Source organism: Pseudomonas sp. B2M1-30, from assembly GCF_025447575.1.
Taxonomy (GTDB): Bacteria; Pseudomonadota; Gammaproteobacteria; order Pseudomonadales; family Pseudomonadaceae; genus Aquipseudomonas; species Aquipseudomonas botevensis.
The window spans coordinates 276,900-298,618 of record NZ_JAOEJT010000005.1; the positions used below are offsets into that span (position 1 = coordinate 276,900).

The following is a 21,719-nucleotide window of genomic DNA, read 5'->3' on the forward strand; positions in this document are numbered from 1 at the left end:
AGAATCCGATGCGTGTGTGGTTTTTGAGTGCTGGCCTGGCCTTGATGTGCATGGCCCAGAACGCAGCGGCGGGTACAGTCCTGATCGTCGGCGATAGTATCAGCGCCGGTTTCGGGCTGGATACCCGGTTGGGGTGGGTGTCGTTGCTTGAACAACGGCTCAGGACCGAAGGTTTTGACGACAAAGTGGTCAATGCCTCCATCAGCGGCGACACCAGCGCCGGAGGCCAGGCGCGGCTGCCGGCGCTGCTTGCAGAGCATAAGCCGGCCCTGGTGATCCTCGAGCTGGGAGGCAACGACGGCCTGCGCGGAATGCCGCCCACGCAATTGCAACAAAACCTTGCTGCGATGATCGACAGCTCCCGCGAGCAGGGCGCCAAGGTGCTGTTGCTCGGCATGCAACTGCCACCCAATTACGGCAAGCGCTACACCGATGCCTTTGCCCAGGTCTACGGCAAACTCGCCGAGGAGAAAAACATCCCCCTGGTGCCGTTTTTTCTCGATGGTGTGGGCGGGCATCCGGATCTGATGCAGGCCGATGGTCTGCACCCGGCGGCCGGGGCTCAGGGCAAGTTGCTGGAAAATGTCTGGCCTACGCTAAAACCGCTGCTATGAGGCTTTTCTAGCGGCAGGCTTTCGGCTAATGTGGCGCCCCCTTATCTGGAGCCCCCGATGCCGCGCCCTGCCTGGTCCCTGTTTGCCTATCAACTGATCGAGCCTGACGAACAGCTGGATCTGTTCGCCTGCCAGGAAGTGCGAGTGCATCTGGTGACCCGTCAACTGGAGCTCGGTGGCTCGGCGGATCGAACCCTGTGCGGCAGTCTGCTGCCGGCGCAGCCGCGCTGGTCGAGCGTGGATCGCCGGGTGTTCCAGGATCAGCGCCTGTGTTCGCTGTGCCGGGCGATTCTCGAATCGCAGAAGCGCGGCACGTCGCCGATCTGGCCCGAGTTGCGCTTCGAACTGTAAGCGGGCGACGCTCCCCAAAAAAATGCCTTGTATCGCCTGTCATGGGCTGATCTCCCCGAATTCCCGAGGTGCGGTGTACAATCGCGCTCCTATATCCCTGTTGATCATGCGAAGGATGTTCCGGATGTTGCCGCGCTTTCCTGCCGTCACCCGCTGCCTGTCTCTTGCCGCCCTGTGTGTGGCCGGCCCCGTTGCAGCATTGGAGTTCCCCCTGCCACCACCCGGTGAAGACATCATCGGCCAGGTGCAGGTGATCAAGGCCAAGTACGAAGACACCTTCGCCGACCTGGGCACCACCTACGATCTGGGCTATTCGGAAATGGTCGCGGCCAACCCGGGCGTCGATGCCTGGTTGCCGGGTGCCGGCACCGAAGTGGTCCTGCCGACGCGATTCATCCTGCCGCCGGGTCCGCGCGAAGGCATCGTGATCAACCTCGCCGAATACCGCCTCTACTACTACCCGAAAGGCCGGAACGTGGTGTACACCTTCCCGCTGGGTATTGGCCGTGAAGGCTGGGGCTCGCCGATCGCCCATACCTCGATCACCGCCAAGACCCCGAACCCGACCTGGACGCCGCCGGCCTCGATCAAGGCCGAACACGCCGCCGACGGTGATCCGCTGCCGAACGTGGTGCCGGCCGGTCCCGATAACCCGCTGGGGCCGTTCAAGTTCACCCTGGGCACGCCGGGCTACCTGATCCATGGTTCGAACAAGAAGTTCGGTATCGGCATGCGCACCAGCCACGGCTGCTTCCGCATGTTCAACAACAACGTGCTGGAAATGGCCGGCATGGTGCCGGTCGGAACGTCGGTGCGGATCATCAACGACCCGTACAAGTTCGGCCGCAGTGCCGGCAAGGTCTACCTGGAAGCGCACACGCCGCTGGACGACAAGGGCAACCCGTCGGTGGTCGACAAACACACGGCGGTGATCAACGCGATGCTCAAGCGTGAAGACATCACCAACAACCTGCGCATGAACTGGGATGTGGTGCGTGATGTGGTGGCGGCCGAGGATGGCCTGCCGGTGGAAATCGCCACGCCGAACACCTCGGCGCCGATCGTTTCCAGCGCCCCGATCGACTTGCAGCAATAAGCTCAAAAACAAAACCCGCCGATGACGACATCGGCGGGTTTTTTATTGCCCGCAGAAAACACCGGGCACAAAAAAGCCGACCCAAGAATGGGTCGGCTTGATAACAATCCCGAAGGACTATTACTTGCGGCTAGCTTTTTCCAGCATGCGCAGAGCACGCTCGTTAGCTTCGTCAGCAGTCTGTTGTGCTTTTTGAGCAGCAGCCAGAGCTTCATCAGCTTTACGGTAAGCTTCATCTGCACGAGCTTGAGCGCGAGCAGCTGCGTCTTCAGTAGCGGTCAGACGTGCTTCGGTTTCTTTCGATGCGCTGCTGCAACCGGTAGCCAGAACTGCGGCCAGAGCCAGAGCAGAGAATTTCAGAACGTTGTTCATCGTGTTCCCCTTCAAGGACTTTCAAATTAAGTGGCTGTCTCCTCCGATTGAGGAAATAGCCGGCGTACATACTACCCATTACTTGTAGTAAGTAAACTGACGTAGCGCAAGAAGCAAAAAAAATTGTAGGCGTTGATTCTTTTTCGAGCAACTTTTAACTGTTCTGTTTAAAAAATATCCAGCTGCAAGCCGCGAGCTGAGCGAGTTAATGAGAAAAAGTTCCCGTTGTCGCGTGCTGTTTTTCCTGCTTCGGCTAGAGTCTGTCTATATGTCGGTGACCATACTTTTGTTCAGGTTTGGTGCAATGCGTTGCCTATCTTTGTCCATCTTGAGGTGACTTTAAACAAGGTGGTACGTCTTAAGTCTCAACATCCGGCAATGTTCAGGCTTTCGGGGAGGATTGACTCCCCAACCGACCCTGCGTCCACCGGAGCTGCCTCTCCCCGCAAGCAGGGTGACGAGGGCACCTTGAGCATTTTTGCCAATGGTGCCTAATATTTGTTACGTGCTCGGTTGCGCAAGATCGGTGTGGCTCTTTTGGTGTCGATCAGGCACGGGGTGGCGTAGATGTTCCTTCGCCGGGAAAACATCGGTAAGGTAGGGGTCGCAATTTAAAGACCCGCGAGGAGTAGTGATGAGCGAGGCGTTGTCCATCCACCATGACCAGGCTGGTCATCAGTTCGAGACCAATGTGGACGGTCATCGTGCCTATCTGACCTATATGGATCTGGGGAAACAGACCCTGGATATCTACCGCACCTTCGTGCCCAACGCCTTGCGTGGCCGAGGCATCGCGGCAGCCCTGACCGAGCGGGCGCTGCAATATGCCGATGAAATGGGCTACACCGTGATTCCGTCGTGCTCCTACGTCGAGCGCTACATGGAGCGCCACCAGCGGCGCACCGCCAAGATCTGATTTTGCACCACACCGCACACACAAAAACGCCGGGCTGAGCCCGGCGTTTTTTTATGCCTGCGAAACGGCTGTCAGCCGCGCTGGCGTTTTGGCAGAACATCCTTGAGCTTGGCGTGCATGCTGCGCAAGGTGTTTTCAGTGGCGGACCAGTCGATGCAGGCATCGGTGATCGACACGCCGTATTGCAGGTCGGCGAGGTCTTTCGGAATCGCCTGGCAGCCCCAGTTCAGGTGACTCTCGACCATCAGGCCGATGATCGACTGGTTGCCTTCGAGGATCTGGTTGGCCACGTTCTCCATCACCAGCGGTTGCAGGGCCGGATCCTTGTTGGAGTTGGCGTGGCTGCAATCGACCATGATGTTCGGCTTGATCTTCGCCTTGTTCAGCGCTTGCTCGCACAGGGCGACGCTGACCGAGTCGTAGTTCGGCTTGCCATTACCGCCACGCAGCACCACGTGACCGTAGGCGTTGCCCTTGGTGGTGACGATCGACACGCCACCTTCCTGGTTGATCCCCAGGAAACGGTGCGGACTGGAGACCGACTGCAGCGCGTTGATCGCCACGGTCAGGCCGCCGTCGGTGCCGTTCTTGAAACCGACCGCCGAGGACAGGCCGGAAGCCATCTCGCGGTGGGTCTGGGATTCGGTGGTGCGCGCACCGATGGCCGACCAGCTGATCAGGTCCTGCAGGTACTGCGGGGAGATCGGGTCGAGGGCTTCGGTGGCGGTTGGCAGGCCTTTTTCCGCCAGATCCAGCAGCAGCTGGCGACCGATGTGCAGACCGTCCTGGATCTTGAACGAGTCGTCCAGGTACGGGTCGTTGATCAGGCCTTTCCAGCCGACGGTGGTGCGCGGCTTTTCGAAATACACGCGCATCACCAGATACAGGGTGTCGGAGACTTCCGCCGCCAGCACTTTCAGGCGCTCGGCGTACTCATGGGCAGCCTTGATGTCGTGGATCGAGCAAGGCCCGATGACCACGAACAGACGGTGGTCGGTGCCGTCGAGAATATTGCGGATAACTTCGCGACCTTTGGTGACGGTGCGCAGGGCAGCGTCGCTCAGCGGAATATCACGCTTGAGCTGATCGGGAGTGATCAGGGTCTCGTTGGAAGCGACGTTCAAGTCGTTGATTGGTAAATCAGCCATCGTTTACTCGTCAGGTCACGGGTGCCGGCCACCAGCGATCCCCGCGCGGCGGACCGGAGCACAGCAGATTTAAGCGCGTCGGGGAGCCGAACCTTAGCGCGTTAGGCGCCTGCTCGACAATGGGAAAGTAACTGTTCAGGGGGCGTTCGCCGTGCAGTTTTTACCGCGCGGGGAAACCGCAAGCCAATGACCTAATCCAGAACCGGCTGGGCAAAGGCCTTGCGCACGGTGTCATGGGAGAACTCGTCGGCGTGCTGTTCGACCCATTGCAGGGCCAGGGCCTGGACGTTCTGGAGGTCGTCGGGGGCTTCGTTGAGGCGGCAATAACGCTCGATCTGACACACCTGCTCACCCATTCGGGCGCTGAACAGCGTCTGCTCGTCGGTGAAGGCGATGCCCACCAGATAGCCCTTCTTGCGGCGCAGGCACCAAGCCACGTAACCCGGATAACAGATATCGGCGTTGAGGGTCGGCATGCGCACCTGCAACGCCGTGCCATGGCGCCAGGCGCGGTGGTAATTGCAAGCGATACCGCCGAGGCTGATAGTGTGCAGCTGTTGCCGCGAAATACACTCAGGTTTGAGCAAGGTTAATTCGACGGGCACATCATCCGGATGAGGAATAAACCGTCCCATGAGCACAGACTCCCTGTGTCGGCCATTTGACATTGTTTCCCCCAGTATAGTGGTCGAATCGGAACTGACCGATTTCGACGCCGACCAACGGCTGCTGGCGATGAGCGGCGTTTCGCTGGTGATTTTCACCAGTGTCGGCTGCGCGAGCTGCCGGTTCGCCCGCGAAGTGTTGCCGGGGCTGGAACTGGCGGTTGACCGGCTGTGCTGGATTGACGCCGGTAACAATGGCGGACTGGTCGAGCGATATCAGGTCTTTCATTTGCCGGCGCTGTTTGTCGTGTGCGACGGCGAGTTCTTTGGGGCATTGCACACGCGCCTGAGCCGCGACGAGCTGAACGCCGCCGTGGCCCAGGCACTGGGTCGAATTGCAGAGGAGTTGCCATGATGGGGGCAGTCAACAAACCGGTGGTGGGGATTATCGGCACGGGGGCCATCGGAGGTTTCTACGGCCTGATGCTGGCGCGGGCCGGGTTTGATGTGCATTTTTTGCTGCGCAGTGAGTTTTCCGCCGTCGCCGAGCATGGCTTGCGGGTCGACAGCGCGGTCCATGGCGCGCTGACGCTGAGTCCGGTACAGGCTTATTCGTCGGCCGAAGACATGCCGCCCTGTGACTGGTTGCTGGTCGGCGCCAAGACCACCAGCAACGCCGGTCTGGCGCCGTCGATCATTCAGGCGGCGAAACCCGGTGCCAGGGTGCTGGTGCTGCAAAACGGTCTGGATGTCGAAGACAGTTTGCGTGAGTTGCTGCCCGATTCTCTGCACCTGCTCGGCGGGTTGTGCCTGATCTGCGTGCATCGCGACGCTCCAGGGCAGATTACCCATCAGGCGCTGGGGGCGGTGAACATCGGTTATCACAGCGGCCCGGCGACCGATGACGCGACGCGCATGGCGATTGTCGAAGAGGGCGCGGGACTGTTCCGTACCGCCGGCATCGACTCCCAGGCGATGCCCAATCTGCACCAGGCCCGTTGGCAGAAGCTGGTGTGGAACATCCCCTACAACGGTCTGTCGGTACTGCTCGGTGCCAGCACTACGCCGCTGATGGCCGATGTCGACAGCCGCGCGTCGATCCAGGCGCTGATGGCTGAAGTGGTGCAGGGCGCCAAGGCCTGCGGTCATGACATGCCGCCCGGATACGCCGAGTACCTGTTCATGATGACCGAGAAAATGCCCGACTACTGGCCGAGCATGTACCACGATTTTCTGCACAAGCGGCCGCTGGAACTGGAGGCGATTTACGCCCGGCCCCTGGCGGCGGCGGAAGCGGCGGGCTGTGAACTGCCGCGCATCGAGGCGCTGTATCGCAATCTGGGGTTTATCGACCGGCGTAACGCCTGAGTCGGTTTTTGCGCAAAGGATGGGGGAAGCATGGCCAAGAACATCGATGACAAACTGGTGCTGGCAATTTCGTCCCGCGCCTTGTTCGACCTGAGCGAAAGCCACAAGGTTTATCTGTCGGAAGGCGTTGAAGCCTATCGGCAATATCAGATCGAGCACGAAGACGAAATCCTCGCCCCGGGCGATGCCTTCCCTCTGGTGGAAAAACTGCTGGACCTGAACAGTCGCCTCGGCCGTGCCCGGGTCGAGGTGATTCTGGTGTCGCGCAACAGTGCCGACACCGGGTTGCGGGTGTTCAACTCGATCGGTCATTACGGCCTGGCGATCTCCCGCGCGGCGTTCGTTGGCGGGCGCAGTCCTTATCCGTACCTGAAGGCGTTCGGTTGCGATCTGTTTTTGTCCACCCATGCCGAGGATGTGCGCGCAGCGCTGGATGCCGGTTTCGCGGCGGCGACCATTCTGTCCGGTGGCGCCAGCCGTGCGGCGAGTGATGAATTGCGTATCGCCTTCGACGGTGATGCGGTGCTGTTCTCCGACGAGTCGGAGCGGATTTATCAGTCTGGCGGCCTCGAAGCCTTTCAAGCCAAGGAGCGCGAGTCGGCGCGCGAGCCGTTGCGCGGTGGCCCGTTCAAAGGGTTTCTGGCGGCCCTCAATCTGTTGCAGCGCGAGTTTCCGGACGAGGATTGCCCGATCCGTACGGCACTGGTCACCGCCCGTTCGGCGCCGGCCCACGAGCGGGTGATTCGCACCCTGCGCGAATGGGATATCCGGCTGGACGAGTCGCTGTTTCTCGGCGGCCTGACCAAGTCGGCGTTCCTTGAAGCGTTTGCCGCCGACGTGTTTTTCGATGACCAGACCGGCCATTGCGAACTGGCCCGGGAAGTGGTCGCCACCGGTCACGTTCCCCACGGCATCAGCAACGAACCCACGATCTAAAGCCCCCACGCTTCAAGACGTTGCGCCATACGTCGTACTCGCCAAGGCACTGCTAAGCTCAATCAAATCTCCGCCATGTTGGCTCGCGAGGAGGTCATATGATTCGTTCGATGCTGTATGCCACTGACCTCGGTCTGTACGCACCGTTAGTGATGCAGCATGCACTGGCTCTGGCCCGAACATTCAATGCCGACTTGTATGTGGTGCATGCGGTGGAGCCCATGGGGTTGTTCGCCGAGTCGGTGTTGCAGAGCTATCTGGACGAGCAGGCATTGAACGAATTCCACAGCCAGGGTCTGAAAACTGTCATCGCCAACATCGAGGAGCGAGTGCTCGAGAGTTTTCGCGACGAGCTGGGCGATGACGGCAAGCAGGATTTGCAACGGATACGCTCGGTGCGAGTGCTCCAGGGCGATCCGTCGCAGGTGATTCTCGAGCAGGCGCAGAGACTGGGTGTCGATCTGTTGATTCTGGGAAGCCACAGCCACGGGGTAGGGGCGGAAACGCCGTTGGGGCGCACGGCGGCCAGGGTCCTGCAATTGTCCAAGGTGCCGGTTTATCTGGTGCCGTTGGTGGAGCGTCGGCGGCGGGAGGATCGTTGAGGCAGGAATAATGGCGTTTTGATAAAAAAGTTCTAGATTTATTCTTCAAACCATTAATATAGTTATATACCGTCGCTGATGCCCGTGGCGTCTATCTGCTTTGAGGGATTCATATGAAGCTTCAACAATTGCGCTACATCTGGGAAGTGGCGCACCACGACCTCAACGTTTCCGCTACAGCCCAAAGTCTTTACACCTCGCAACCGGGCATCAGTAAGCAAATCCGTCTGCTGGAAGACGAACTCGGCGTCGAAGTATTCGCCCGCAGCGGCAAGCACCTGACCCGCGTCACGCCGGCCGGCGAGCGCATCATCACCACCGCCGGTGAGATTCTGCGCAAGGTCGAAAGCATCAAACAGATCGCCCAGGAATTCTCCAACGAGAAAAAGGGCACCCTGTCGATCGCCACCACCCACACCCAGGCGCGTTATGCACTGCCGCCGGTGATCAGCAATTTCATCAAGCAATACCCGGACGTGGCGCTGCACATGCATCAAGGTTCGCCGATGCAGATCGCCGAAATGGCCGCTGACGGCACCGTGGATTTCGCCATCGCCACCGAAGCGCTGGAATTGTTCGGCGATCTGGTGATGATGCCGTGCTATCGCTGGAACCGTTGCGTGGTCGTGCCGCAGGGGCACCCGCTGACCAAACTGCCGAAGCTGACCCTCGAAGCGCTCGCCGAATACCCGATCGTGACTTACGTGTTCGGTTTCACCGGCCGTTCGAAGCTCGACGAAGCCTTCAGCCATCGCGGCCTGACGCCGAAAGTGGTGTTCACCGCCGCCGACGCCGACGTGATCAAAACCTACGTGCGCCTGGGCCTGGGCGTCGGCATCGTGGCGAAAATGGCCGTCGATACCAAACTCGACAACGACCTGGTGGTGCTCGATGCCAGCGAACTGTTCGAGTCGAGCGTGACCAAGATCGGTTTCCGTCGCGGCACTTTCCTGCGTGGTTTCATGTGCGACTTCATCGAGAAGTTCGCGCCGCACCTGACCCGCGATGTGATGGCCAAAGCCATTCAGTGCCACAACAAGCAGGAACTGGAAGAGCTGTTCGAAGGTGTTGAACTGCCCGTCCACTAAGCACCGCGCTACAGCACCTCGGTGACAGCGAACTGTTGCCGAGCGCCCGCCACCAGAATCTCCACCTCATCACCCTCGAACTTGCCCAGCAGGCTTTTGCCCAGCGGCGAGCGAGGCGTGATGACGGTAATCGGCTGACCCACCACCTCGACTTTCAGGCCTGCCGCATCCGGCGCCAGGAACAGCCATTGCTCGCGACCCTTTTCGTCTTCCAGACCGAGCAGGGCGCCGATTTCGATTCCGCGCTGATCGTCATAGGCACGCAATGTCAGGTTCTGGCACAGCGTCAGCGACTGACGGATTTCCTCGACCCGCTTCGCCTGTCCGGCCGCCAGGTATGCCGCTTCCAGCCCCAGCGTGTCGTACTTGTTTTCGGCGATGTTTTCTTCGTGGGTCGCGGTTTCGTAAGCGGTCAACGCGGCGCGCTCGGCGATGTCGAGATCGATCCGCAGCTTGTCGAGAATCAGTTGGTGGACGCTGTGCTTGTTCATGATCAATCGCAGAATTGCAGGACGTTGGCGCGGCTTTTCTCGCTCGGCGCGGTCTGATCCTGTTGCAGCCAGAACTGGCATTTGGGGTTCGACAGGTTACGGGCGCTGTTGCGGGCCTGGTCGAGGCGAACCTGTTGCTCGTTCTTGCGCAGGTTTTCTTCGTACTGCTGGAATTGCGGGCTCGGTGGCGGAATGTCCGGCGCCGTCTGAGCCGCCGGTGGCCTGGCGAGTTGCTGCACAGCCTGGGCGACGGGGGCCAGTTGTTCGTTGAACAGCAAGCGCGAGAGCAGCCAGCAGGTCAGCGCGATCGCCAGGAACCCCAGCCACATGCCCAGGGCGATGCTGCCGGTCAAACGCAGCGCGCTAAGCTGAACAGGCAAGGGGCGACGCGGATTGGGACGGTAGGGCATGACTGCCTCCTGGCGGGTGATTGCGGGCAAGTGGCGATTGTCGCACGAAGATTAATCGTCGTCGGCTCTTCTGTACGCAGAGATTTATGCGGACAATCGACGCTTTTGCCACCGGGAGTCTTGAATGCCGCCACTGAAAACCCGCTGGGACATTTTTTGCACCGTGGTCGACAACTATGGCGATATCGGTGTGACCTGGCGCCTGGCCCGGCAACTGGTGGCCGAACACGGTTTGGCGGTGCGGCTGTGGGTCGACGACCTGCGTGCGTTCGAGCGGATCTGCCCGGCGATCGACGTTGAGCTGGAGCAGCAACTTCAGGAAGGCGTCGAGGTGCGACATTGGTCCGCCGAGTGGTCGCCGACCGAAGCCGCCGATGTGGTGATCGCCGCATTCGCCTGTCAGTTGCCGGGCGCCTACATGGACGCCATGGCCGAGCGGGAAAAACCGCCGTTATGGATGAACCTCGACTATCTCAGCGCCGAAGACTGGGTGATCGGTTGCCATGGCCTGCCGTCAGTGAAATACAAAACCGTGCAGAAGTTCTTTTTCTTCCCGGGGTTTCAGCCCGGTACGGGTGGACTGTTGCGTGAAAGCGGTTTGCTTGAGCGTCGTGAGCAATTTCAGCGGGATCCCGATGCGCAGCGAAAATTCCTGCACGATCTGGGCATTGAGCCGACGCCCGGCGCGCAACTGATTTCACTGTTCGCCTACGAGAACGCCGGGTTGGCCAGCTGGCTGGATGTGCTCGCCGCCGACGCGACGCCGACTCACCTGCTGGTGCCGGAAGGGCGGATTCTGGGCGACGTCGCGCGTTGGCTCGGGGTCGAGTCGCTGGCGACCGGCGCGCTGCATGTGCGCCAGTCGCTGACCGTGCAAGTGTTGCCGTTCGTCCGACAGGATCAATATGACCAGTTGCTCTGGTGCTGCGATTTCAACGCCGTGCGTGGCGAGGATTCGTTCGTTCGAGCGCAATGGGCGGGGCGGCCGATGCTCTGGCACATCTATCAGCAGGACGAAGACATTCACCTGGACAAGCTCGACGCGTTCCTCGCGCTCTACACAAAAGCGCTTTCACCGGCCGCCGCCGAGGCGATGAACGGTCTCTGGCGGGCCTGGAGCGCCGGACAACCTATTGGCGCGCTCTGGCTCGCGGCCCGTGAACATTGGCCGGAACTGCAAAAAAACGCTGAACAATGGTGTCTGGAACAGGCCTTGCAAGCTGATCTTGCCAAGGCGCTGGTACAGTTTTACCGAAATTGGCTATGATACGCGGCCTAGATTTTTGTACATCCCATCCAAATTCGGATATTCGCAATGAAAACTGGTAAAGAACTCAAACCCGGTACCGTGATCCGTATCGACAACGATCCTTGGCTGGTTCAGAAAGCTGAATTCACCAAGTCGGGCCGTAACAGCGCGATCATGAAGACCAAGCTGAAAAACCTGCTGACCGGTTACAAGACCGAAACCGTTTACGGTGCGGACGACAAACTGGACGACGTGATCCTGGATCGTAAAGAAGCCACCCTGTCTTTCATCAGCGGTGACTCCTACACGTTCATGGACACCACCGACTACACCATGTACGAGCTGAACGCTGAAGACATCGAAGCCGTTCTGCCATTCGTGGAAGAAGGCATGACCGACGTTTGCGAAGCCGTGTTCTTCGAAGAGCGTCTGGTTTCCGTAGAACTGCCGACCACCATCGTGCGTCAGGTTGACTACACCGAAGGTTCCGCTCGCGGTGACACTTCCGGCAAGGTGATGAAGCCTGCCAAACTGAAGAACGGTACCGAGCTGTCGGTGGCTGACTTCATCGAAATCGGCGACATGATCGAGATCGATACCCGCGAAGGCGGTTCCTACAAAGGCCGTGCCAAATAAGCACTGCTTTTTGCGGAAAGAAAAAGCCCGACCATTGAGTCGGGCTTTTTTATGCCTGAAAGAATTGCGGCCGCGCTTTTGGCGCTTATTTCTTCAGGTGTTGCTTGAGCTCTTCCGACGCCTGCAACATCGCCGAACGCACCGCCGGCACTTGGCTGACCACGTTGAGCAAGCCGTAGTCGTGGATCATGCCGTTGTAGCGCACCGCCGTGACCGGCACACCGGCCTCGTCGAGTTTGCGGGCGTAGGCTTCGCCTTCGTCACGCAGCACGTCGGCACTGGCGGTTTGTACCAGCGCTGGCGGCAAGCCTTGCAACTGCGCGGTGGTGGCCCGCAGCGGCGAGGCGTAGATCTCGTTGCGCTGCCCGGCATCGGTGGTGTAGCTGTCCCAGAACCACTTCATCATGTTGCGGGTGAGGAAGTGCCCCTCGGCGTACTGGTTGTAGGAACCGGTATCGAAGTTCGCATCGGTCACCGGCCACAGCAGCACCTGGAAGCGGATGGCCGGGGTGCCTTTGTCTTTCGCCATCAGGGCAACCACTGCCGCCATGTTGCCGCCGACGCTGTTGCCGGCCACGGCCAGGCGTTTGCCATCGACGTTGATCTCTTTACCGTGTTCCGCCACCCAGCGAGTCGCGGCGTAGGCCTGGTTGATCGCCACCGGGTAATGCGCTTCCGGTGACGGCGTGTAGTTGACGAACACGGCCGCCGCGCCGGAACCGACCACCAGATCCCGCACCAGTCGTTCGTGGGTCGGGAAATCCCCCAGCACCCAGCCACCGCCGTGGAAGAACATGAACACCGGCAGCTCACCCTTGACTCCGGCCGGCCGGACGATGGTCAGGCTCAACGGTTGGCCATCGACCTGGATGGTCTTCTCGCTGACGTCCGCCTTGGGCAGTGTCAGTTTGACTCCGGACTGCGCACCCGCCAGCACGGCGCGGGCGTCTTTGGGTGTCAGTTGCTCCAGCGGTTTTCCGGTGCCGGCGTTCAAGGCATCGAGGAACGCCTGGGTGTTGTGTTCAACGTCACCGGCAAATGCGCTGTGAACGGACAGGGCGAGAAGAGTACCGGTCAAGACTTTGCTGAAAGTGTTCATGTTCATTTCCTGTTCGGGCCTGGGGCGTCAGTGGTCAGACGGTGACGTGCAGACGTACATCGACGTTGCCACGGGTGGCGTTGGAGTACGGGCAGACCTGGTGGGCTGCGTCGACCAGGCTTTGCGCGTCGGCTTGTTCCAGGCCTGGCAGGCTGATGTGCAGGTCGATGTCCAGACCGAAACCGCCAGGGATCTGGCCGATGCCGACGTGAGCGGTGATCGAGGCGTTGTCCGGGATTTTGCGTTTGGTCTGGCTGGCGACGAATTTCAGTGCGCCGATGAAGCAGGCCGAGTAGCCGGCGGCGAACAGTTGCTCAGGGTTGGTGGCCGCGCCGCCTGCGCCGCCGAGTTCTTTCGGGGTCGCCAGTTTGACGTCGAGGATGTTGTCGCTGGAGATCGCACGACCGTCACGGCCGCCGGTGGAGGTTGCGATTGCGGTGTAGAGAGTTTGCATGGTGTGAGCCTCATCGAGTGTGATTGTTGCGCTAATTGTTTGCGCGTTAACTAATTGCGAGGTGAATGTATCGCTCTAATATTTAGTGCGCAAGATAAATTTTCAAAAAAATCCGATTCAGGGCTGGAGGAGGGGTGCCGGATAGGTCGGAAGTTTTTGATCTGAAAAGGTTTTCGGGGAGAAACGGGGGGCGAAAAAAAATCGCAGGGGAGTGCGGGAGCGAGGGCTTTGTGGGAGCAGGCTTGCTCCCACAGGTGCAGGTCTTAGATCAGGCTGTCCTGCAAATGGCTGCGCAGGGCCTGCAACTCGGCTTGCAGATTCTGCAGACGTTCGAGGCTGAAGCCGCTGGCGCCGAGGATGCATTGCGGGATGGTTTCGGCTTTCTGGCGAAGGGCGCGTCCCTGTTCGGTCAGTTCGACAATCACCACGCGCTCATCTTCGCGGCTGCGGGTGCGGCTGAGCACACCTTCCGCTTCCAGACGCTTGAGCAGCGGCGTCAGTGAACCCGGATCCGTCAGCAGGCGCGTGCTGATTTCTCCGACGGTCAAACCATCCTTCTCCCACAGCACCATCATCGCCAGGTATTGCGGATACGTCAGGCCCAGCGCTTGCAACAGCGGCTTGTAGACCTTGGTCATCATCAGCGAGGTGGAGTGCAGGGCGAAGCAGGCCTGATTATCGAGCAGCAGGTCTTCGCAGAGGTCGGGGGTGTTGCGGTCGGTGGTCATGTCAGTGCCTTGAACGGTGATGCTGATGAATCTAGCGCTCGAATCTTTAATGCGCCAGACAATTGTGGCCCACGTCGAATCGGCTAGTGCCGGCCCAGATCCCGTTGCAGCGCCAGATCCCAGGGCGGCACCGGGCTGAAACGGGTCTTGAGGTATTCCAGCAGCAGGCGGCTGCGCGAGCTGGCCTGTTGTTCCAGGCGCAGGGCATAGATGCCGGTGGTTTCCGGTTTCGGCAGACCGTTGTCACAGAACAGCGGCAGCAATTCCCCGCGCAGCAGGTACTCGCTCGCCAGCCAGGTCGGCAGGTGGGCGATCCCCAACCCGGCCAGTGCGCCGAACACCAGGGCCTCGGCGTTGTTGGCGCTCATGCGGATCCGCGCCGGACGGTGCAACTGCATCTGCCCGTCCTGCTCGAAACGCCAGGCGAAGGGTGGGGCCAGGCCCTCCCAGTCGAGGCCGTCGTGTTCACCGAGTTGCGCAGGATCGCTGGGAGCGCCGCGCCGCTTGAGATAGTCGGGGCTGGCGCAGGCAATCCGCACCATGCTCGCCAATGGCGTGGCGACCAACCGGGTATCCGCCAGTTGCCCGGCACGCAGGACCAGATCGACCTTGCCCAGGTTCGAGCCGCCCATGTCGACGAAGCTGTCGATCAGATGCAACTGCACATCCAGGCCTGGATACAGCACCAGAAAGTCAGCAATCACCGGCGCCAGGTGTCGCCGACCGAACGCGGCAGGGGCGTCGACCCGGATCAAGCCTTCCGGCGCACTGCTCAGGGACACCGCCTCGGCGCGGGCCAGACGAAGCTCGGCGACGATCCGCCGCGCCCGTTCGGCGAAGGCCAGGCCGGCCGGGGTGGCGCGCACGGCATGGGTACTGCGGATGAACAACTGGCTGCCGACGGCGTTCTCAAGACTGTCGATCCGTCGGGCCACGGCCGACGGCGTCAGTGGATGGCGCCGCGACGCCGCCGAAAAGCTGCCGCTTTCCAGCACGTCGAGGAACAGGCCCAGTTGGTCGGTCAATTGGTTCGGATTCATGGATCAATCAACGCTTATGCGAATTTGGCAAAGCCATTGTGCGTTGCTGTGCGTTTCCGTGCCAGCGTCGACTGCGTAGGATGAATCGCCTGACGTAAGAGGAATTCGCTAGTGATGGAGTTTTTGCTGTACCTGCTGTTCGGCGCCGCCCTGGGCACACTCGGCGGAATATTCGGCATCGGTGGCGGTTTGATCGCCATTCCGCTGCTGGGCGTGTGGTTCGGGCTGGACCAGCAGATCGCCCAAGGCACGGCGCTGGTGATGGTGGTGCCCAACGTGATGCTGGCGCTGTGGCGCTATCACCAGCGCAATCGCATTGAGTTGCGTCATGCGCTGCCGCTGGCGGTCATGGGGTTCTGCTTCGCCTGGATCGGTTCGATCTGGGCGGTGGGCATCGACGCGCAAACCATGCGCATCGGCTTTGTCGCCTTTCTCGTGGCGCTGTCGGCCTACAACCTGCTGCGCATGTTCGGCGCGCGGCCGGCGGCGACGTCCGAGATGCGTTATTCGTGGCCGTGGCTGGGTGTGCTCGGCGCGGCGTCCGGAACCATGGGCGGATTGTTCGGCGTGGGCGGGGCGGTGGTGGCAACGCCGGTGCTGACCAGCCTGTTCGGTACTACCCAGGTGGTTGCCCAGGGCTTGTCGCTGGCGCTGGCACTGCCGAGCACCGGTGTCACCCTGGTGACTTACGCGGTGCATCATGAAGTGGACTGGATGATCGGCTTGCCGCTGGCCATCGGCGGCCTGGCGAGCATCAGTTGGGGCGTGAAAGTCGCCCACGCGATGCCGGAAAAACTCCTGCGCGGGCTGTTCTGCGGCTTTCTGGTGCTGTGTGCGGTGATGCTCGCCTTTAAAGTTTGAAGCCTTCGACGATGTGCTCGGCCAGGCATTCGGTGATCGGCGACGGATTGTTCAGGTTGCGGATCAGCATGATGCTGGCCTCCGGCAACAGCGGTAGATCTTCGTTGGCGCCGAGAATGCGCATGTCCGGCGTGATCAGGCTTTCCAGTTGCGCGGTGATCGCCAGACCCGCGCTCACCACCGCCATCAACGCCGACAGGCTGCTGCTGTTGTAGGCGATGCGGTATTCGCGGCCCATGGCGTCCAGCGCATTGCAGGCCCACAAGCGGCAGAAACAATCACTGTTGAACATCGCCAGCGGCAATGGCGTCTGCTCGTGGGCGCTGAAGTTCTGCGCCTCGGCCCAGACGAAGCGCTCCTTGCGCAGCAACTGTCCGATTTCGTTGCCTGGCTCGCGGGTGACGATCGACAAGTCCAGATCGGTGCGCTGCAAGAGTTGCCTGGTCGATTCGCAATGCACTTCGATCTGGATCAGCGGATAAAACTGGGCGAAGCGCGACAGGATCCCCGGCAGGAAGCGCATCACGTAATCGTCCGGCGTACCGATGCGCACGGTGCCGACCATGTGCGGCTCGCGCAGGGTGTTGAACACTTCGCTGTGCAGCTTGAGGATGCGCCGGGCATAGCCCAGCAGTACCTGGCCTTCTGCGGTCAGGCGTACCTGACGCCCGTCCCGCTCAAACAACTGGCGCTGCAACACGTCCTCTTCCAGACGCTTCATTTGCATGCTCACCGCCGATTGGGTGCGGTTGACCATTTCGCCGGCGCGGGTGAATCCGCCCTGGTCGGCAATCGCGACGAAGGTACGCAGGACATCGGTATCGATACTGGGGTAGGCCGACAAATCATCAATCTCCGAGATGCATGCCATCAGAAACATTCGTTGGATTGATCTTAGCGCTGGCGAGAGACTTGAGCCATCCACAAAGGAGGCAACACGATGAAAGGTCAAAGAGAGTATGTAAGCGACGAAAAAATTTCCGGCCATCTCGTTTCCGATCTGCTGCACAAGTTTAGCCGCTGGTACGAACTTCACCGCGAGCGCGAGTTGCTCTCCAGTCTGAGCGACGAAGCGTTGAAGGACATCGGCGTCAGCCGGGCCGATGTCGAACATGAAGTGGTGCGGCCGTTCTGGGACGATCCGATGCATAAATGATGAGGGCCGCGCTACACAAACCCACTTCAGGTGAGGTAGGTTGCGAGCAGACATGGAGGTACACATGCCCGCGACTTTGTCCTTTTCTCTCAAACAGGCTCGACGTCTGGCGCTGGCCGCCCAAGGGTTCAACGGGCGCCAGCCGTCGGTCGTCAAGGCACCTCATCTCAACCGGCTGATCGAACGGCTGGGCCTGCTGCAAATCGATTCCGTCAACGCCGTTGTGCGCTCGCACTACCTGCCGCTGTTTTCCCGCCTCGGTTCCTATTCCGCCGATTTGCTCGACCAGGCTGCCTGGAGTTCGGGACGGCGTCGCACGCTGTTTGAGTACTGGGGGCACGAAGCGTCATTGCTGCCACTGTCGATGTATCCGTTGATGGGCTGGCGCATGCAGCGCGCCAAGCGTGGCGAAGACATCTACCAGCAACTGGCGCGATTCGGGCGCGAGGAGCAAGCCACTATTCGTCGCGTGCTGGCGTCGGTCGAGGAGCAGGGGGCCTTGGGCGCCGGCAGTCTGTCGACCCGTCAGGAAAAGGCCGGGCCGTGGTGGGACTGGAGTGCGGAAAAGCACGCGCTGGAATGGCTGTTTGCGGCGGGCGAAGTGACCGTCGCCGGACGGCGTGGCTTCGAGCGTTTGTATGACTTGCCGGAGCGCGTGATTCCGTCCGCGATTCTGCAGCAGCCGCTGCCGGATGAGGCCGAGGCGCAACGCGGCTTGCTGCTGCACGCGGTTGAAGCGCTGGGCGTCGGCACGGAAAAAGACCTGCGCGATTACTTTCGGCTGAGCCCGGCGGACGCCCGGCCACGGCTGGCGGAGCTGGTCGAGGCCGGGCAATTGCAGGCTTGCGAGGTCGCCGGTTGGCGTCAGATCGCCTATTGCCTGCCTGAGCCAAAAGTGCCGCGCAAAGTCGAGGCCAGTGCCCTGTTGTCGCCGTTCGATTCGCTGATCTGGGAGCGCAGTCGCACCGAGCGGCTGTTCGATTTCCGCTATCGGCTGGAGATTTATACGCCGCAGCACAAGCGGGTCTACGGCTATTACGTGTTGCCGTTTCTGCACAACGAACGGATTGCGGCGCGGGTCGACCTGCGCGCCGAGCGGGCCTCGGGGCAACTGGCGGTGCATGCGGTACACGAAGAGGAAAGCGGGCTGGATGAGGCGGGGATGCTGGCGTTGGCGGGGAGTCTGCGGCGGATGGCGGACTGGCTGGGGCTGGAGCGGTTGCAGCTCAATTGTCAGCGGCAGAGTGCGGCCAGGTTGCGGGTGGCATTGGCGCGGATCGATGGAGACTGAGCCATTGCCTTCGCAGGCCAGCCCGGCTCCCAAACGCTGTGGGAGCCGGGCCGGCCCGCGAAGAGGCCAGTGCAGGCACTAAAGATCGAAAATCTCAGCGGCGAACTTGCTTCAGTGTTTCAGCAATCAAAAACGCCAGCTCCAGCGACTGATCGGCATTCATCCGTGGGTCGCAGTGGGTGTGGTAGCGATCCGACAAACCATCCTCGGTGATCGGCCGCGCGCCGCCGATGCATTCGGTGACGTTCTGCCCGGTCATCTCGATGTGGATGCCGCCGGCATAGCTGCCTTCCGCTTCATGGACCTGGAAGAACTGCTTCACCTCGCCGAGGATCTGCGCGAAATCCCGGGTCTTGTAGCCGCTGCTGGCCTTGATGGTGTTGCCGTGCATCGGGTCGGAACTCCACAGCACCTGCTTGCCTTCACGCTGCACCGCGCGGATCAGCGCCGGCAGGTGATCGCCGACCTTGTTCGCGCCCATCCGTGCGATCAGGTTCAGGCGACCCGGATCGTTGTCCGGGTTGAGCACGTCGATCAGGCGAATCAGGTCATCCGGGTTCATGCTCGGGCCGACCTTGACCCCGATCGGGTTGTTCACCCCGCGCAGGAACTCGACATGGGCACCGTCGAGCTGACGGGTGCGGTCGCCGATCCACAGCATGTGCGCCGAGCAATCGTAGTAATCGTTGGTCAGGCTGTCGCGGCGCACGAAGGCTTCTTCGTAATTCAGCAGCAACGCTTCGTGGGCGGTGAAGAAACTGGTTTCGCGCAGTTGCGGCGAAGTGTCCATGCCGCAGGCGCGCATGAAGGCCAGGGTTTCATCGATGCGGTCGGCCAGGTGGCTGTATTTTTCGGCCAGGGCCGAGTTGGCGATGAAATCCAGGTTCCACTTGTGGACCTGATGCAGGTCGGCAAAGCCGCCCTGGGCGAAGGCGCGCAACAAGTTGAGGGTGGCGGTGGACTGGTGATAGGACTGCAGCAGGCGCTCCGGGTCCGGCACACGACTGACCGCGTCGAAACCGATGCCGTTGACGATGTCGCCACGGTAGGCCGGCAGGGTCACGCCGTCGATGGTTTCATCGTTGGCCGAACGCGGCTTGGCGAACTGCCCGGCCATGCGCCCGACCTTGACCACCGGGCAACCGGCGGCAAAGGTCATGACGATCGCCATTTGCAGCAGCACCTTGAAGGTGTCGCGGATCTTCGCGGCGGAGAACTCGGCGAAGCTTTCGGCGCAGTCGCCACCCTGCAACAGGAACGCCCGGCCCTGGGTCACTTCAGCGAACTGACGACGCAATTCCCGGGCCTCGCCGGCAAACACCAGCGGCGGATAACTGGCCAGGGTCTGCTCGACCTGGCGCAGATGCGCGGCGTCGGGGTATTGGGGTTGTTGCTGGATCGGCAGGGCGCGCCAGCTGTCAGGGCTCCAGGGTTGGCTCATCATGGTCTCTAAGGTTCTACGCACGGACGGCCATGGTAGCAGCAATTAGTGCGTGACCTGCTCCCGCTCCTTCGCCGACAATCGCCGCTTTGCCACGGCACCGCTGCGGTGCCATCGCGTCACCGCGCCCGGTGACCACCAGGAGATGAAATGACTGAGGAGCGCGTCGAGCTTTTGCTCGCCGAGGTAAAGGACGAGTTCGGCGTGATCCGCGTGCTGGAAGTGGCCGATTACCGCTTTCTGGAGTTCGGCGATGCCATCGAGCAGAGCTGCGTGTTCACCGCCGATCCCAGCTGGCTGGAATACGACTATACCCGGGCGATGCTGATTGGCGCGTTGTGCCATGAACAGCCGGAAAGTGCGCTGTTTCTCGGGCTGGGCGCCGGTACGCTGACCCAGGCCTGCCTCAAGTTCCTGCCGCTGGAAGACGTCGAAGCCATCGAGTTGCGCCCGGACGTCCCGCGCCTGGCCATCGAATACCTCGGGCTGGATGACGATCCGCGGCTGTATATCCGCGTCGGTGATGCGCTCGAACTGCTGCCGACGGCGGAACCCGCGGATCTGATCTTCGTCGATCTGTACACCGACGTCGGCCCCGGCGCCGGGCACCTTGCATGGAATTTCCTCGGCGATTGTCAGAAACGTCTGAATCCCGGCGGCTGGCTGGTGATCAACCAATGGGCCACCGACGATGGCAAACCCTTGGGCGCGGCACTGTTGCGCGGGCTCTATCACCGGCATTACTGGGAGCTGCCGGTGAAGGAGGGCAATGTGATTCTGATCGTGCCGGCGGATCTGGATCAGCAACTGGACATGCAGGCGCTGACGGCCCGGGCCGAAGCGCTGGCGCCGAGGCTGGGGTATTCGTTGCAGACATTGATCAACGCGATTCGTCCGGCGACCTGAGTCGTCAGTGATGGCTTGCCCGCGAGGGCGGCTTCAAGACCTCCCCCGTATTCAGATCCCTTTGAATACTCCGGGACGCCGCTCGACCAGCGAGCGAACACCCTCGCGCGCATCCTCGCTGGCCAGCAGCCGCTTCACCAGCGGCGGCAATCCCTGCGCTGCGGCGGTCTCGCCCTCATAACGCGCCTGTCGCGCCGACATCAACGTCGCCTGCACTCCCAGCGGCGCCTGCCGGGCAATCCGCTCAGCCAGCTCAATGGCTCGCGGTAGCAGATCCTCGCTGGCCATGACTTCCTGCACCAGTCCCAGGCGCAACGCATCATGAGCGTCGAATTCATCACCGGTCAGCAGCCAGCGCATGGCATTGCCCCAGCCAGCGATTTGATGAAAGCGCAACGTCGCGCCACCAAAAGGAAAGATCCCACGCTGGACTTCCATCTGGGCGAACCGGGTATTGCTGGCGCACAGGTTGATGTCGGCGGCGAGCATCAGCTCGATGCCGATGGTCAGGCAGTAACCCTGGGCCGCGACGATCACCGGTTTGCTGACCCGTGGCCCGACGAAAACACCCCACGGATCGCAGCCACCGGGCGGCACCTGCCAGCCTTCGGCGAGGGCGGCACTGGTGTTGACCAGGTCAAGCCCGGCGGTAAAGTGCTCACCATGCCCGAACACCACCGCGACCCGCGCCTCGCTGTCCGCCTCGAACTCGCCATAGGCCAGGCTCAGGTCGTTGAGCAGTTCGAGGTCGAAGGCATTGCGCTTGGCCGCTCGATCCAGACCGAGCAAGTGGACGTGACCACGGCGCTCACGGCTGACACGGCCGGGGCAGGGCTGATTCATGGGGATTTCCTCAGACGG

General features: G+C 61.2%; 27 protein-coding genes. 15 read left to right on the forward strand and 12 right to left on the reverse strand.

Annotated elements, in window-relative coordinates; all coding sequences use genetic code 11:
• Positions 1-8: 8 nt before the first annotated feature.
• The 3 genes from N8H74_RS13130 to N8H74_RS13140 all read left to right on the forward strand — a co-directional run bounded on the left by N8H74_RS13130 (position 9) and on the right by N8H74_RS13140 (position 2,061).
• Entirely contained in the window at positions 9-614 is a 606-nt protein-coding gene (locus N8H74_RS13130; RefSeq protein ID WP_217830779.1) for an arylesterase, read from the forward strand.
• A 57-nt stretch (positions 615-671) separates the two neighbouring features.
• Entirely contained in the window at positions 672-965 is a 294-nt protein-coding gene (locus tag N8H74_RS13135) for a hypothetical protein (protein WP_003226812.1), read from the forward strand.
• Between the two features lie 124 nt (positions 966-1,089).
• The gene (locus tag N8H74_RS13140; protein ID WP_217830780.1) at positions 1,090-2,061 is read left to right on the forward strand and encodes a L,D-transpeptidase family protein; all 972 of its coding nucleotides are present in this window, start codon (positions 1,090-1,092) and stop codon (positions 2,059-2,061) included.
• A 120-nt stretch (positions 2,062-2,181) separates the two neighbouring features.
• Here N8H74_RS13140 and oprI read toward each other — a convergent pair whose 3' ends face one another.
• Positions 2,182-2,433, reverse strand: a complete 252-nt coding sequence (oprI, locus tag N8H74_RS13145; protein WP_011335311.1) for an outer membrane lipoprotei OprI — start codon at positions 2,431-2,433, stop codon at positions 2,182-2,184.
• Between the two features lie 634 nt (positions 2,434-3,067).
• Here oprI and N8H74_RS13150 point away from each other — a divergent pair.
• Positions 3,068-3,349 carry a GNAT family N-acetyltransferase gene (locus N8H74_RS13150; RefSeq protein ID WP_007955658.1) on the forward strand — a complete coding sequence of 94 codons (282 nt, stop codon included), beginning with the start codon at positions 3,068-3,070 and terminating at the stop codon, positions 3,347-3,349.
• A 71-nt stretch (positions 3,350-3,420) separates the two neighbouring features.
• Here N8H74_RS13150 and N8H74_RS13155 read toward each other — a convergent pair whose 3' ends face one another.
• Both N8H74_RS13155 and N8H74_RS13160 read right to left on the reverse strand, forming a co-directional pair.
• The gene (locus N8H74_RS13155; protein ID WP_114884576.1) at positions 3,421-4,497 is read right to left on the reverse strand and encodes a 3-deoxy-7-phosphoheptulonate synthase; all 1,077 of its coding nucleotides are present in this window, start codon (positions 4,495-4,497) and stop codon (positions 3,421-3,423) included.
• A 191-nt stretch (positions 4,498-4,688) separates the two neighbouring features.
• Entirely contained in the window at positions 4,689-5,132 is a 444-nt protein-coding gene (locus N8H74_RS13160; protein ID WP_217830781.1) for a PilZ domain-containing protein, read from the reverse strand.
• Between N8H74_RS13160 and N8H74_RS13165 the strand changes: the two genes are divergently transcribed.
• From N8H74_RS13165 to cysB, 5 genes are all read left to right on the forward strand, one after another.
• Positions 5,131-5,517, forward strand: a complete 387-nt coding sequence (locus N8H74_RS13165) for a thioredoxin family protein (RefSeq protein WP_262148036.1) — start codon at positions 5,131-5,133, stop codon at positions 5,515-5,517. The genes N8H74_RS13160 and N8H74_RS13165 overlap by 2 nt on opposite strands.
• Positions 5,514-6,470 carry a putative 2-dehydropantoate 2-reductase gene (locus N8H74_RS13170; protein ID WP_262148038.1) on the forward strand — a complete coding sequence of 319 codons (957 nt, stop codon included), beginning with the start codon at positions 5,514-5,516 and terminating at the stop codon, positions 6,468-6,470. Before N8H74_RS13165 ends, N8H74_RS13170 begins: the two co-directional genes overlap by 4 nt.
• A gap of 30 nt (positions 6,471-6,500) precedes the next feature.
• Positions 6,501-7,406, forward strand: coding sequence for a 5'-nucleotidase (locus tag N8H74_RS13175; protein WP_262148040.1), 906 nt, complete (start codon positions 6,501-6,503; stop codon positions 7,404-7,406).
• A gap of 98 nt (positions 7,407-7,504) precedes the next feature.
• A complete protein-coding gene (locus tag N8H74_RS13180) occupies positions 7,505-8,008 on the forward strand; it encodes a universal stress protein (RefSeq protein WP_217830785.1) in 504 nt (167 codons plus the stop codon).
• 113 nt (positions 8,009-8,121) lie between these two features.
• Positions 8,122-9,096 (forward strand): HTH-type transcriptional regulator CysB, encoded by a 975-nt coding sequence (gene cysB, locus N8H74_RS13185; protein WP_085700020.1) that lies wholly within the window; start codon positions 8,122-8,124, stop codon positions 9,094-9,096.
• A gap of 8 nt (positions 9,097-9,104) precedes the next feature.
• On the opposite strand, the gene N8H74_RS13190 is transcribed toward cysB, so the two are convergent.
• Positions 9,105-9,587, reverse strand: a complete 483-nt coding sequence (locus tag N8H74_RS13190; RefSeq protein ID WP_217830786.1) for a GreA/GreB family elongation factor — start codon at positions 9,585-9,587, stop codon at positions 9,105-9,107.
• Positions 9,588-9,589: 2 nt separating this feature from the next.
• Positions 9,590-9,997 (reverse strand): hypothetical protein, encoded by a 408-nt coding sequence (locus tag N8H74_RS13195; protein ID WP_217830787.1) that lies wholly within the window; start codon positions 9,995-9,997, stop codon positions 9,590-9,592.
• Positions 9,998-10,121: 124 nt separating this feature from the next.
• On the opposite strand from N8H74_RS13195, the gene earP reads away from it, so the two are divergent.
• Entirely contained in the window at positions 10,122-11,264 is a 1,143-nt protein-coding gene (earP, locus tag N8H74_RS13200; RefSeq protein WP_262148044.1) for an elongation factor P maturation arginine rhamnosyltransferase EarP, read from the forward strand.
• Positions 11,265-11,312: 48 nt separating this feature from the next.
• Complete coding sequence (locus N8H74_RS13205) at positions 11,313-11,882, forward strand: elongation factor P (protein ID WP_123466546.1); 570 nt, start codon at positions 11,313-11,315, stop codon at positions 11,880-11,882.
• 85 nt (positions 11,883-11,967) lie between these two features.
• On the opposite strand, the gene N8H74_RS13210 is transcribed toward N8H74_RS13205, so the two are convergent.
• From N8H74_RS13210 to N8H74_RS13225, 4 genes are all read right to left on the reverse strand, one after another.
• Complete coding sequence (locus N8H74_RS13210; protein WP_217830789.1) at positions 11,968-12,981, reverse strand: alpha/beta hydrolase; 1,014 nt, start codon at positions 12,979-12,981, stop codon at positions 11,968-11,970.
• Positions 12,982-13,015: 34 nt separating this feature from the next.
• On the reverse strand, positions 13,016-13,435 hold the full coding sequence (locus N8H74_RS13215) for an organic hydroperoxide resistance protein (RefSeq protein ID WP_217830790.1): 420 nt from the start codon (positions 13,433-13,435) through the stop codon (positions 13,016-13,018).
• A 263-nt stretch (positions 13,436-13,698) separates the two neighbouring features.
• On the reverse strand, positions 13,699-14,163 hold the full coding sequence (locus tag N8H74_RS13220; RefSeq protein WP_217830791.1) for a MarR family transcriptional regulator: 465 nt from the start codon (positions 14,161-14,163) through the stop codon (positions 13,699-13,701).
• A gap of 83 nt (positions 14,164-14,246) precedes the next feature.
• A complete protein-coding gene (locus N8H74_RS13225; RefSeq protein WP_217830792.1) occupies positions 14,247-15,203 on the reverse strand; it encodes a LysR family transcriptional regulator in 957 nt (318 codons plus the stop codon).
• A 111-nt stretch (positions 15,204-15,314) separates the two neighbouring features.
• On the opposite strand from N8H74_RS13225, the gene N8H74_RS13230 reads away from it, so the two are divergent.
• On the forward strand, positions 15,315-16,064 hold the full coding sequence (locus N8H74_RS13230; RefSeq protein ID WP_217830793.1) for a sulfite exporter TauE/SafE family protein: 750 nt from the start codon (positions 15,315-15,317) through the stop codon (positions 16,062-16,064).
• Here the strand turns inward: N8H74_RS13230 and N8H74_RS13235 are convergent.
• Positions 16,054-16,908: a LysR substrate-binding domain-containing protein gene (locus tag N8H74_RS13235; RefSeq protein WP_217830887.1), complete on the reverse strand. Its 855-nt coding sequence runs from the start codon at positions 16,906-16,908 to the stop codon at positions 16,054-16,056. The genes N8H74_RS13230 and N8H74_RS13235 overlap by 11 nt on opposite strands.
• A gap of 96 nt (positions 16,909-17,004) precedes the next feature.
• Here N8H74_RS13235 and N8H74_RS13240 point away from each other — a divergent pair, with 96 nt between their 5' ends.
• A complete protein-coding gene (locus N8H74_RS13240; RefSeq protein ID WP_217830794.1) occupies positions 17,005-17,220 on the forward strand; it encodes a DUF1127 domain-containing protein in 216 nt (71 codons plus the stop codon).
• Between the two features lie 64 nt (positions 17,221-17,284).
• The gene (locus tag N8H74_RS13245; RefSeq protein WP_262148048.1) at positions 17,285-18,511 is read left to right on the forward strand and encodes a winged helix-turn-helix domain-containing protein; all 1,227 of its coding nucleotides are present in this window, start codon (positions 17,285-17,287) and stop codon (positions 18,509-18,511) included.
• 94 nt (positions 18,512-18,605) lie between these two features.
• Here the strand turns inward: N8H74_RS13245 and N8H74_RS13250 are convergent, their stop codons facing one another.
• Positions 18,606-19,952, reverse strand: a complete 1,347-nt coding sequence (locus N8H74_RS13250; RefSeq protein ID WP_262148051.1) for a 3-deoxy-7-phosphoheptulonate synthase class II — start codon at positions 19,950-19,952, stop codon at positions 18,606-18,608.
• Between the two features lie 150 nt (positions 19,953-20,102).
• Here N8H74_RS13250 and N8H74_RS13255 point away from each other — a divergent pair, with 150 nt between their 5' ends.
• Complete coding sequence (locus N8H74_RS13255; RefSeq protein WP_262148053.1) at positions 20,103-20,858, forward strand: spermidine synthase; 756 nt, start codon at positions 20,103-20,105, stop codon at positions 20,856-20,858.
• 51 nt (positions 20,859-20,909) lie between these two features.
• Here the strand turns inward: N8H74_RS13255 and N8H74_RS13260 are convergent, their stop codons facing one another.
• Positions 20,910-21,701, reverse strand: coding sequence for a crotonase/enoyl-CoA hydratase family protein (locus N8H74_RS13260; RefSeq protein WP_217830798.1), 792 nt, complete (start codon positions 21,699-21,701; stop codon positions 20,910-20,912).
• Positions 21,702-21,719 lie beyond the last annotated feature (18 nt).

What these genes read in the sequence shown, in the direction of transcription:
- N8H74_RS13130 (WP_217830779.1), top strand. Translation starts at nt 9, where the DNA reads ATGCGTGTGTGGTTTTTGAGTGCTGGCCTGGCCTTGATGTGCATGGCC.
- N8H74_RS13135 (WP_003226812.1), top strand. Translation starts at nt 672, where the DNA reads ATGCCGCGCCCTGCCTGGTCCCTGTTTGCCTATCAACTGATCGAGCCT.
- N8H74_RS13140 (WP_217830780.1), top strand. Translation starts at nt 1,090, where the DNA reads ATGTTGCCGCGCTTTCCTGCCGTCACCCGCTGCCTGTCTCTTGCCGCC.
- oprI (WP_011335311.1), bottom strand. Translation starts at nt 2,433, where the DNA reads ATGAACAACGTTCTGAAATTCTCTGCTCTGGCTCTGGCCGCAGTTCTG.
- N8H74_RS13150 (WP_007955658.1), top strand. Translation starts at nt 3,068, where the DNA reads ATGAGCGAGGCGTTGTCCATCCACCATGACCAGGCTGGTCATCAGTTC.
- N8H74_RS13155 (WP_114884576.1), bottom strand. Translation starts at nt 4,497, where the DNA reads ATGGCTGATTTACCAATCAACGACTTGAACGTCGCTTCCAACGAGACC.
- N8H74_RS13165 (WP_262148036.1), top strand. Translation starts at nt 5,131, where the DNA reads ATGAGCACAGACTCCCTGTGTCGGCCATTTGACATTGTTTCCCCCAGT.
- N8H74_RS13160 (WP_217830781.1), bottom strand. Translation starts at nt 5,132, where the DNA reads ATGGGACGGTTTATTCCTCATCCGGATGATGTGCCCGTCGAATTAACC.
- N8H74_RS13170 (WP_262148038.1), top strand. Translation starts at nt 5,514, where the DNA reads ATGATGGGGGCAGTCAACAAACCGGTGGTGGGGATTATCGGCACGGGG.
- N8H74_RS13175 (WP_262148040.1), top strand. Translation starts at nt 6,501, where the DNA reads ATGGCCAAGAACATCGATGACAAACTGGTGCTGGCAATTTCGTCCCGC.
- N8H74_RS13180 (WP_217830785.1), top strand. Translation starts at nt 7,505, where the DNA reads ATGATTCGTTCGATGCTGTATGCCACTGACCTCGGTCTGTACGCACCG.
- cysB (WP_085700020.1), top strand. Translation starts at nt 8,122, where the DNA reads ATGAAGCTTCAACAATTGCGCTACATCTGGGAAGTGGCGCACCACGAC.
- N8H74_RS13190 (WP_217830786.1), bottom strand. Translation starts at nt 9,587, where the DNA reads ATGAACAAGCACAGCGTCCACCAACTGATTCTCGACAAGCTGCGGATC.
- N8H74_RS13195 (WP_217830787.1), bottom strand. Translation starts at nt 9,997, where the DNA reads ATGCCCTACCGTCCCAATCCGCGTCGCCCCTTGCCTGTTCAGCTTAGC.
- earP (WP_262148044.1), top strand. Translation starts at nt 10,122, where the DNA reads ATGCCGCCACTGAAAACCCGCTGGGACATTTTTTGCACCGTGGTCGAC.
- N8H74_RS13205 (WP_123466546.1), top strand. Translation starts at nt 11,313, where the DNA reads ATGAAAACTGGTAAAGAACTCAAACCCGGTACCGTGATCCGTATCGAC.
- N8H74_RS13210 (WP_217830789.1), bottom strand. Translation starts at nt 12,981, where the DNA reads ATGAACACTTTCAGCAAAGTCTTGACCGGTACTCTTCTCGCCCTGTCC.
- N8H74_RS13215 (WP_217830790.1), bottom strand. Translation starts at nt 13,435, where the DNA reads ATGCAAACTCTCTACACCGCAATCGCAACCTCCACCGGCGGCCGTGAC.
- N8H74_RS13220 (WP_217830791.1), bottom strand. Translation starts at nt 14,163, where the DNA reads ATGACCACCGACCGCAACACCCCCGACCTCTGCGAAGACCTGCTGCTC.
- N8H74_RS13225 (WP_217830792.1), bottom strand. Translation starts at nt 15,203, where the DNA reads ATGAATCCGAACCAATTGACCGACCAACTGGGCCTGTTCCTCGACGTG.
- N8H74_RS13240 (WP_217830794.1), top strand. Translation starts at nt 17,005, where the DNA reads ATGAAAGGTCAAAGAGAGTATGTAAGCGACGAAAAAATTTCCGGCCAT.
- N8H74_RS13245 (WP_262148048.1), top strand. Translation starts at nt 17,285, where the DNA reads ATGCCCGCGACTTTGTCCTTTTCTCTCAAACAGGCTCGACGTCTGGCG.
- N8H74_RS13250 (WP_262148051.1), bottom strand. Translation starts at nt 19,952, where the DNA reads ATGAGCCAACCCTGGAGCCCTGACAGCTGGCGCGCCCTGCCGATCCAG.
- N8H74_RS13255 (WP_262148053.1), top strand. Translation starts at nt 20,103, where the DNA reads ATGACTGAGGAGCGCGTCGAGCTTTTGCTCGCCGAGGTAAAGGACGAG.
- N8H74_RS13260 (WP_217830798.1), bottom strand. Translation starts at nt 21,701, where the DNA reads ATGAATCAGCCCTGCCCCGGCCGTGTCAGCCGTGAGCGCCGTGGTCAC.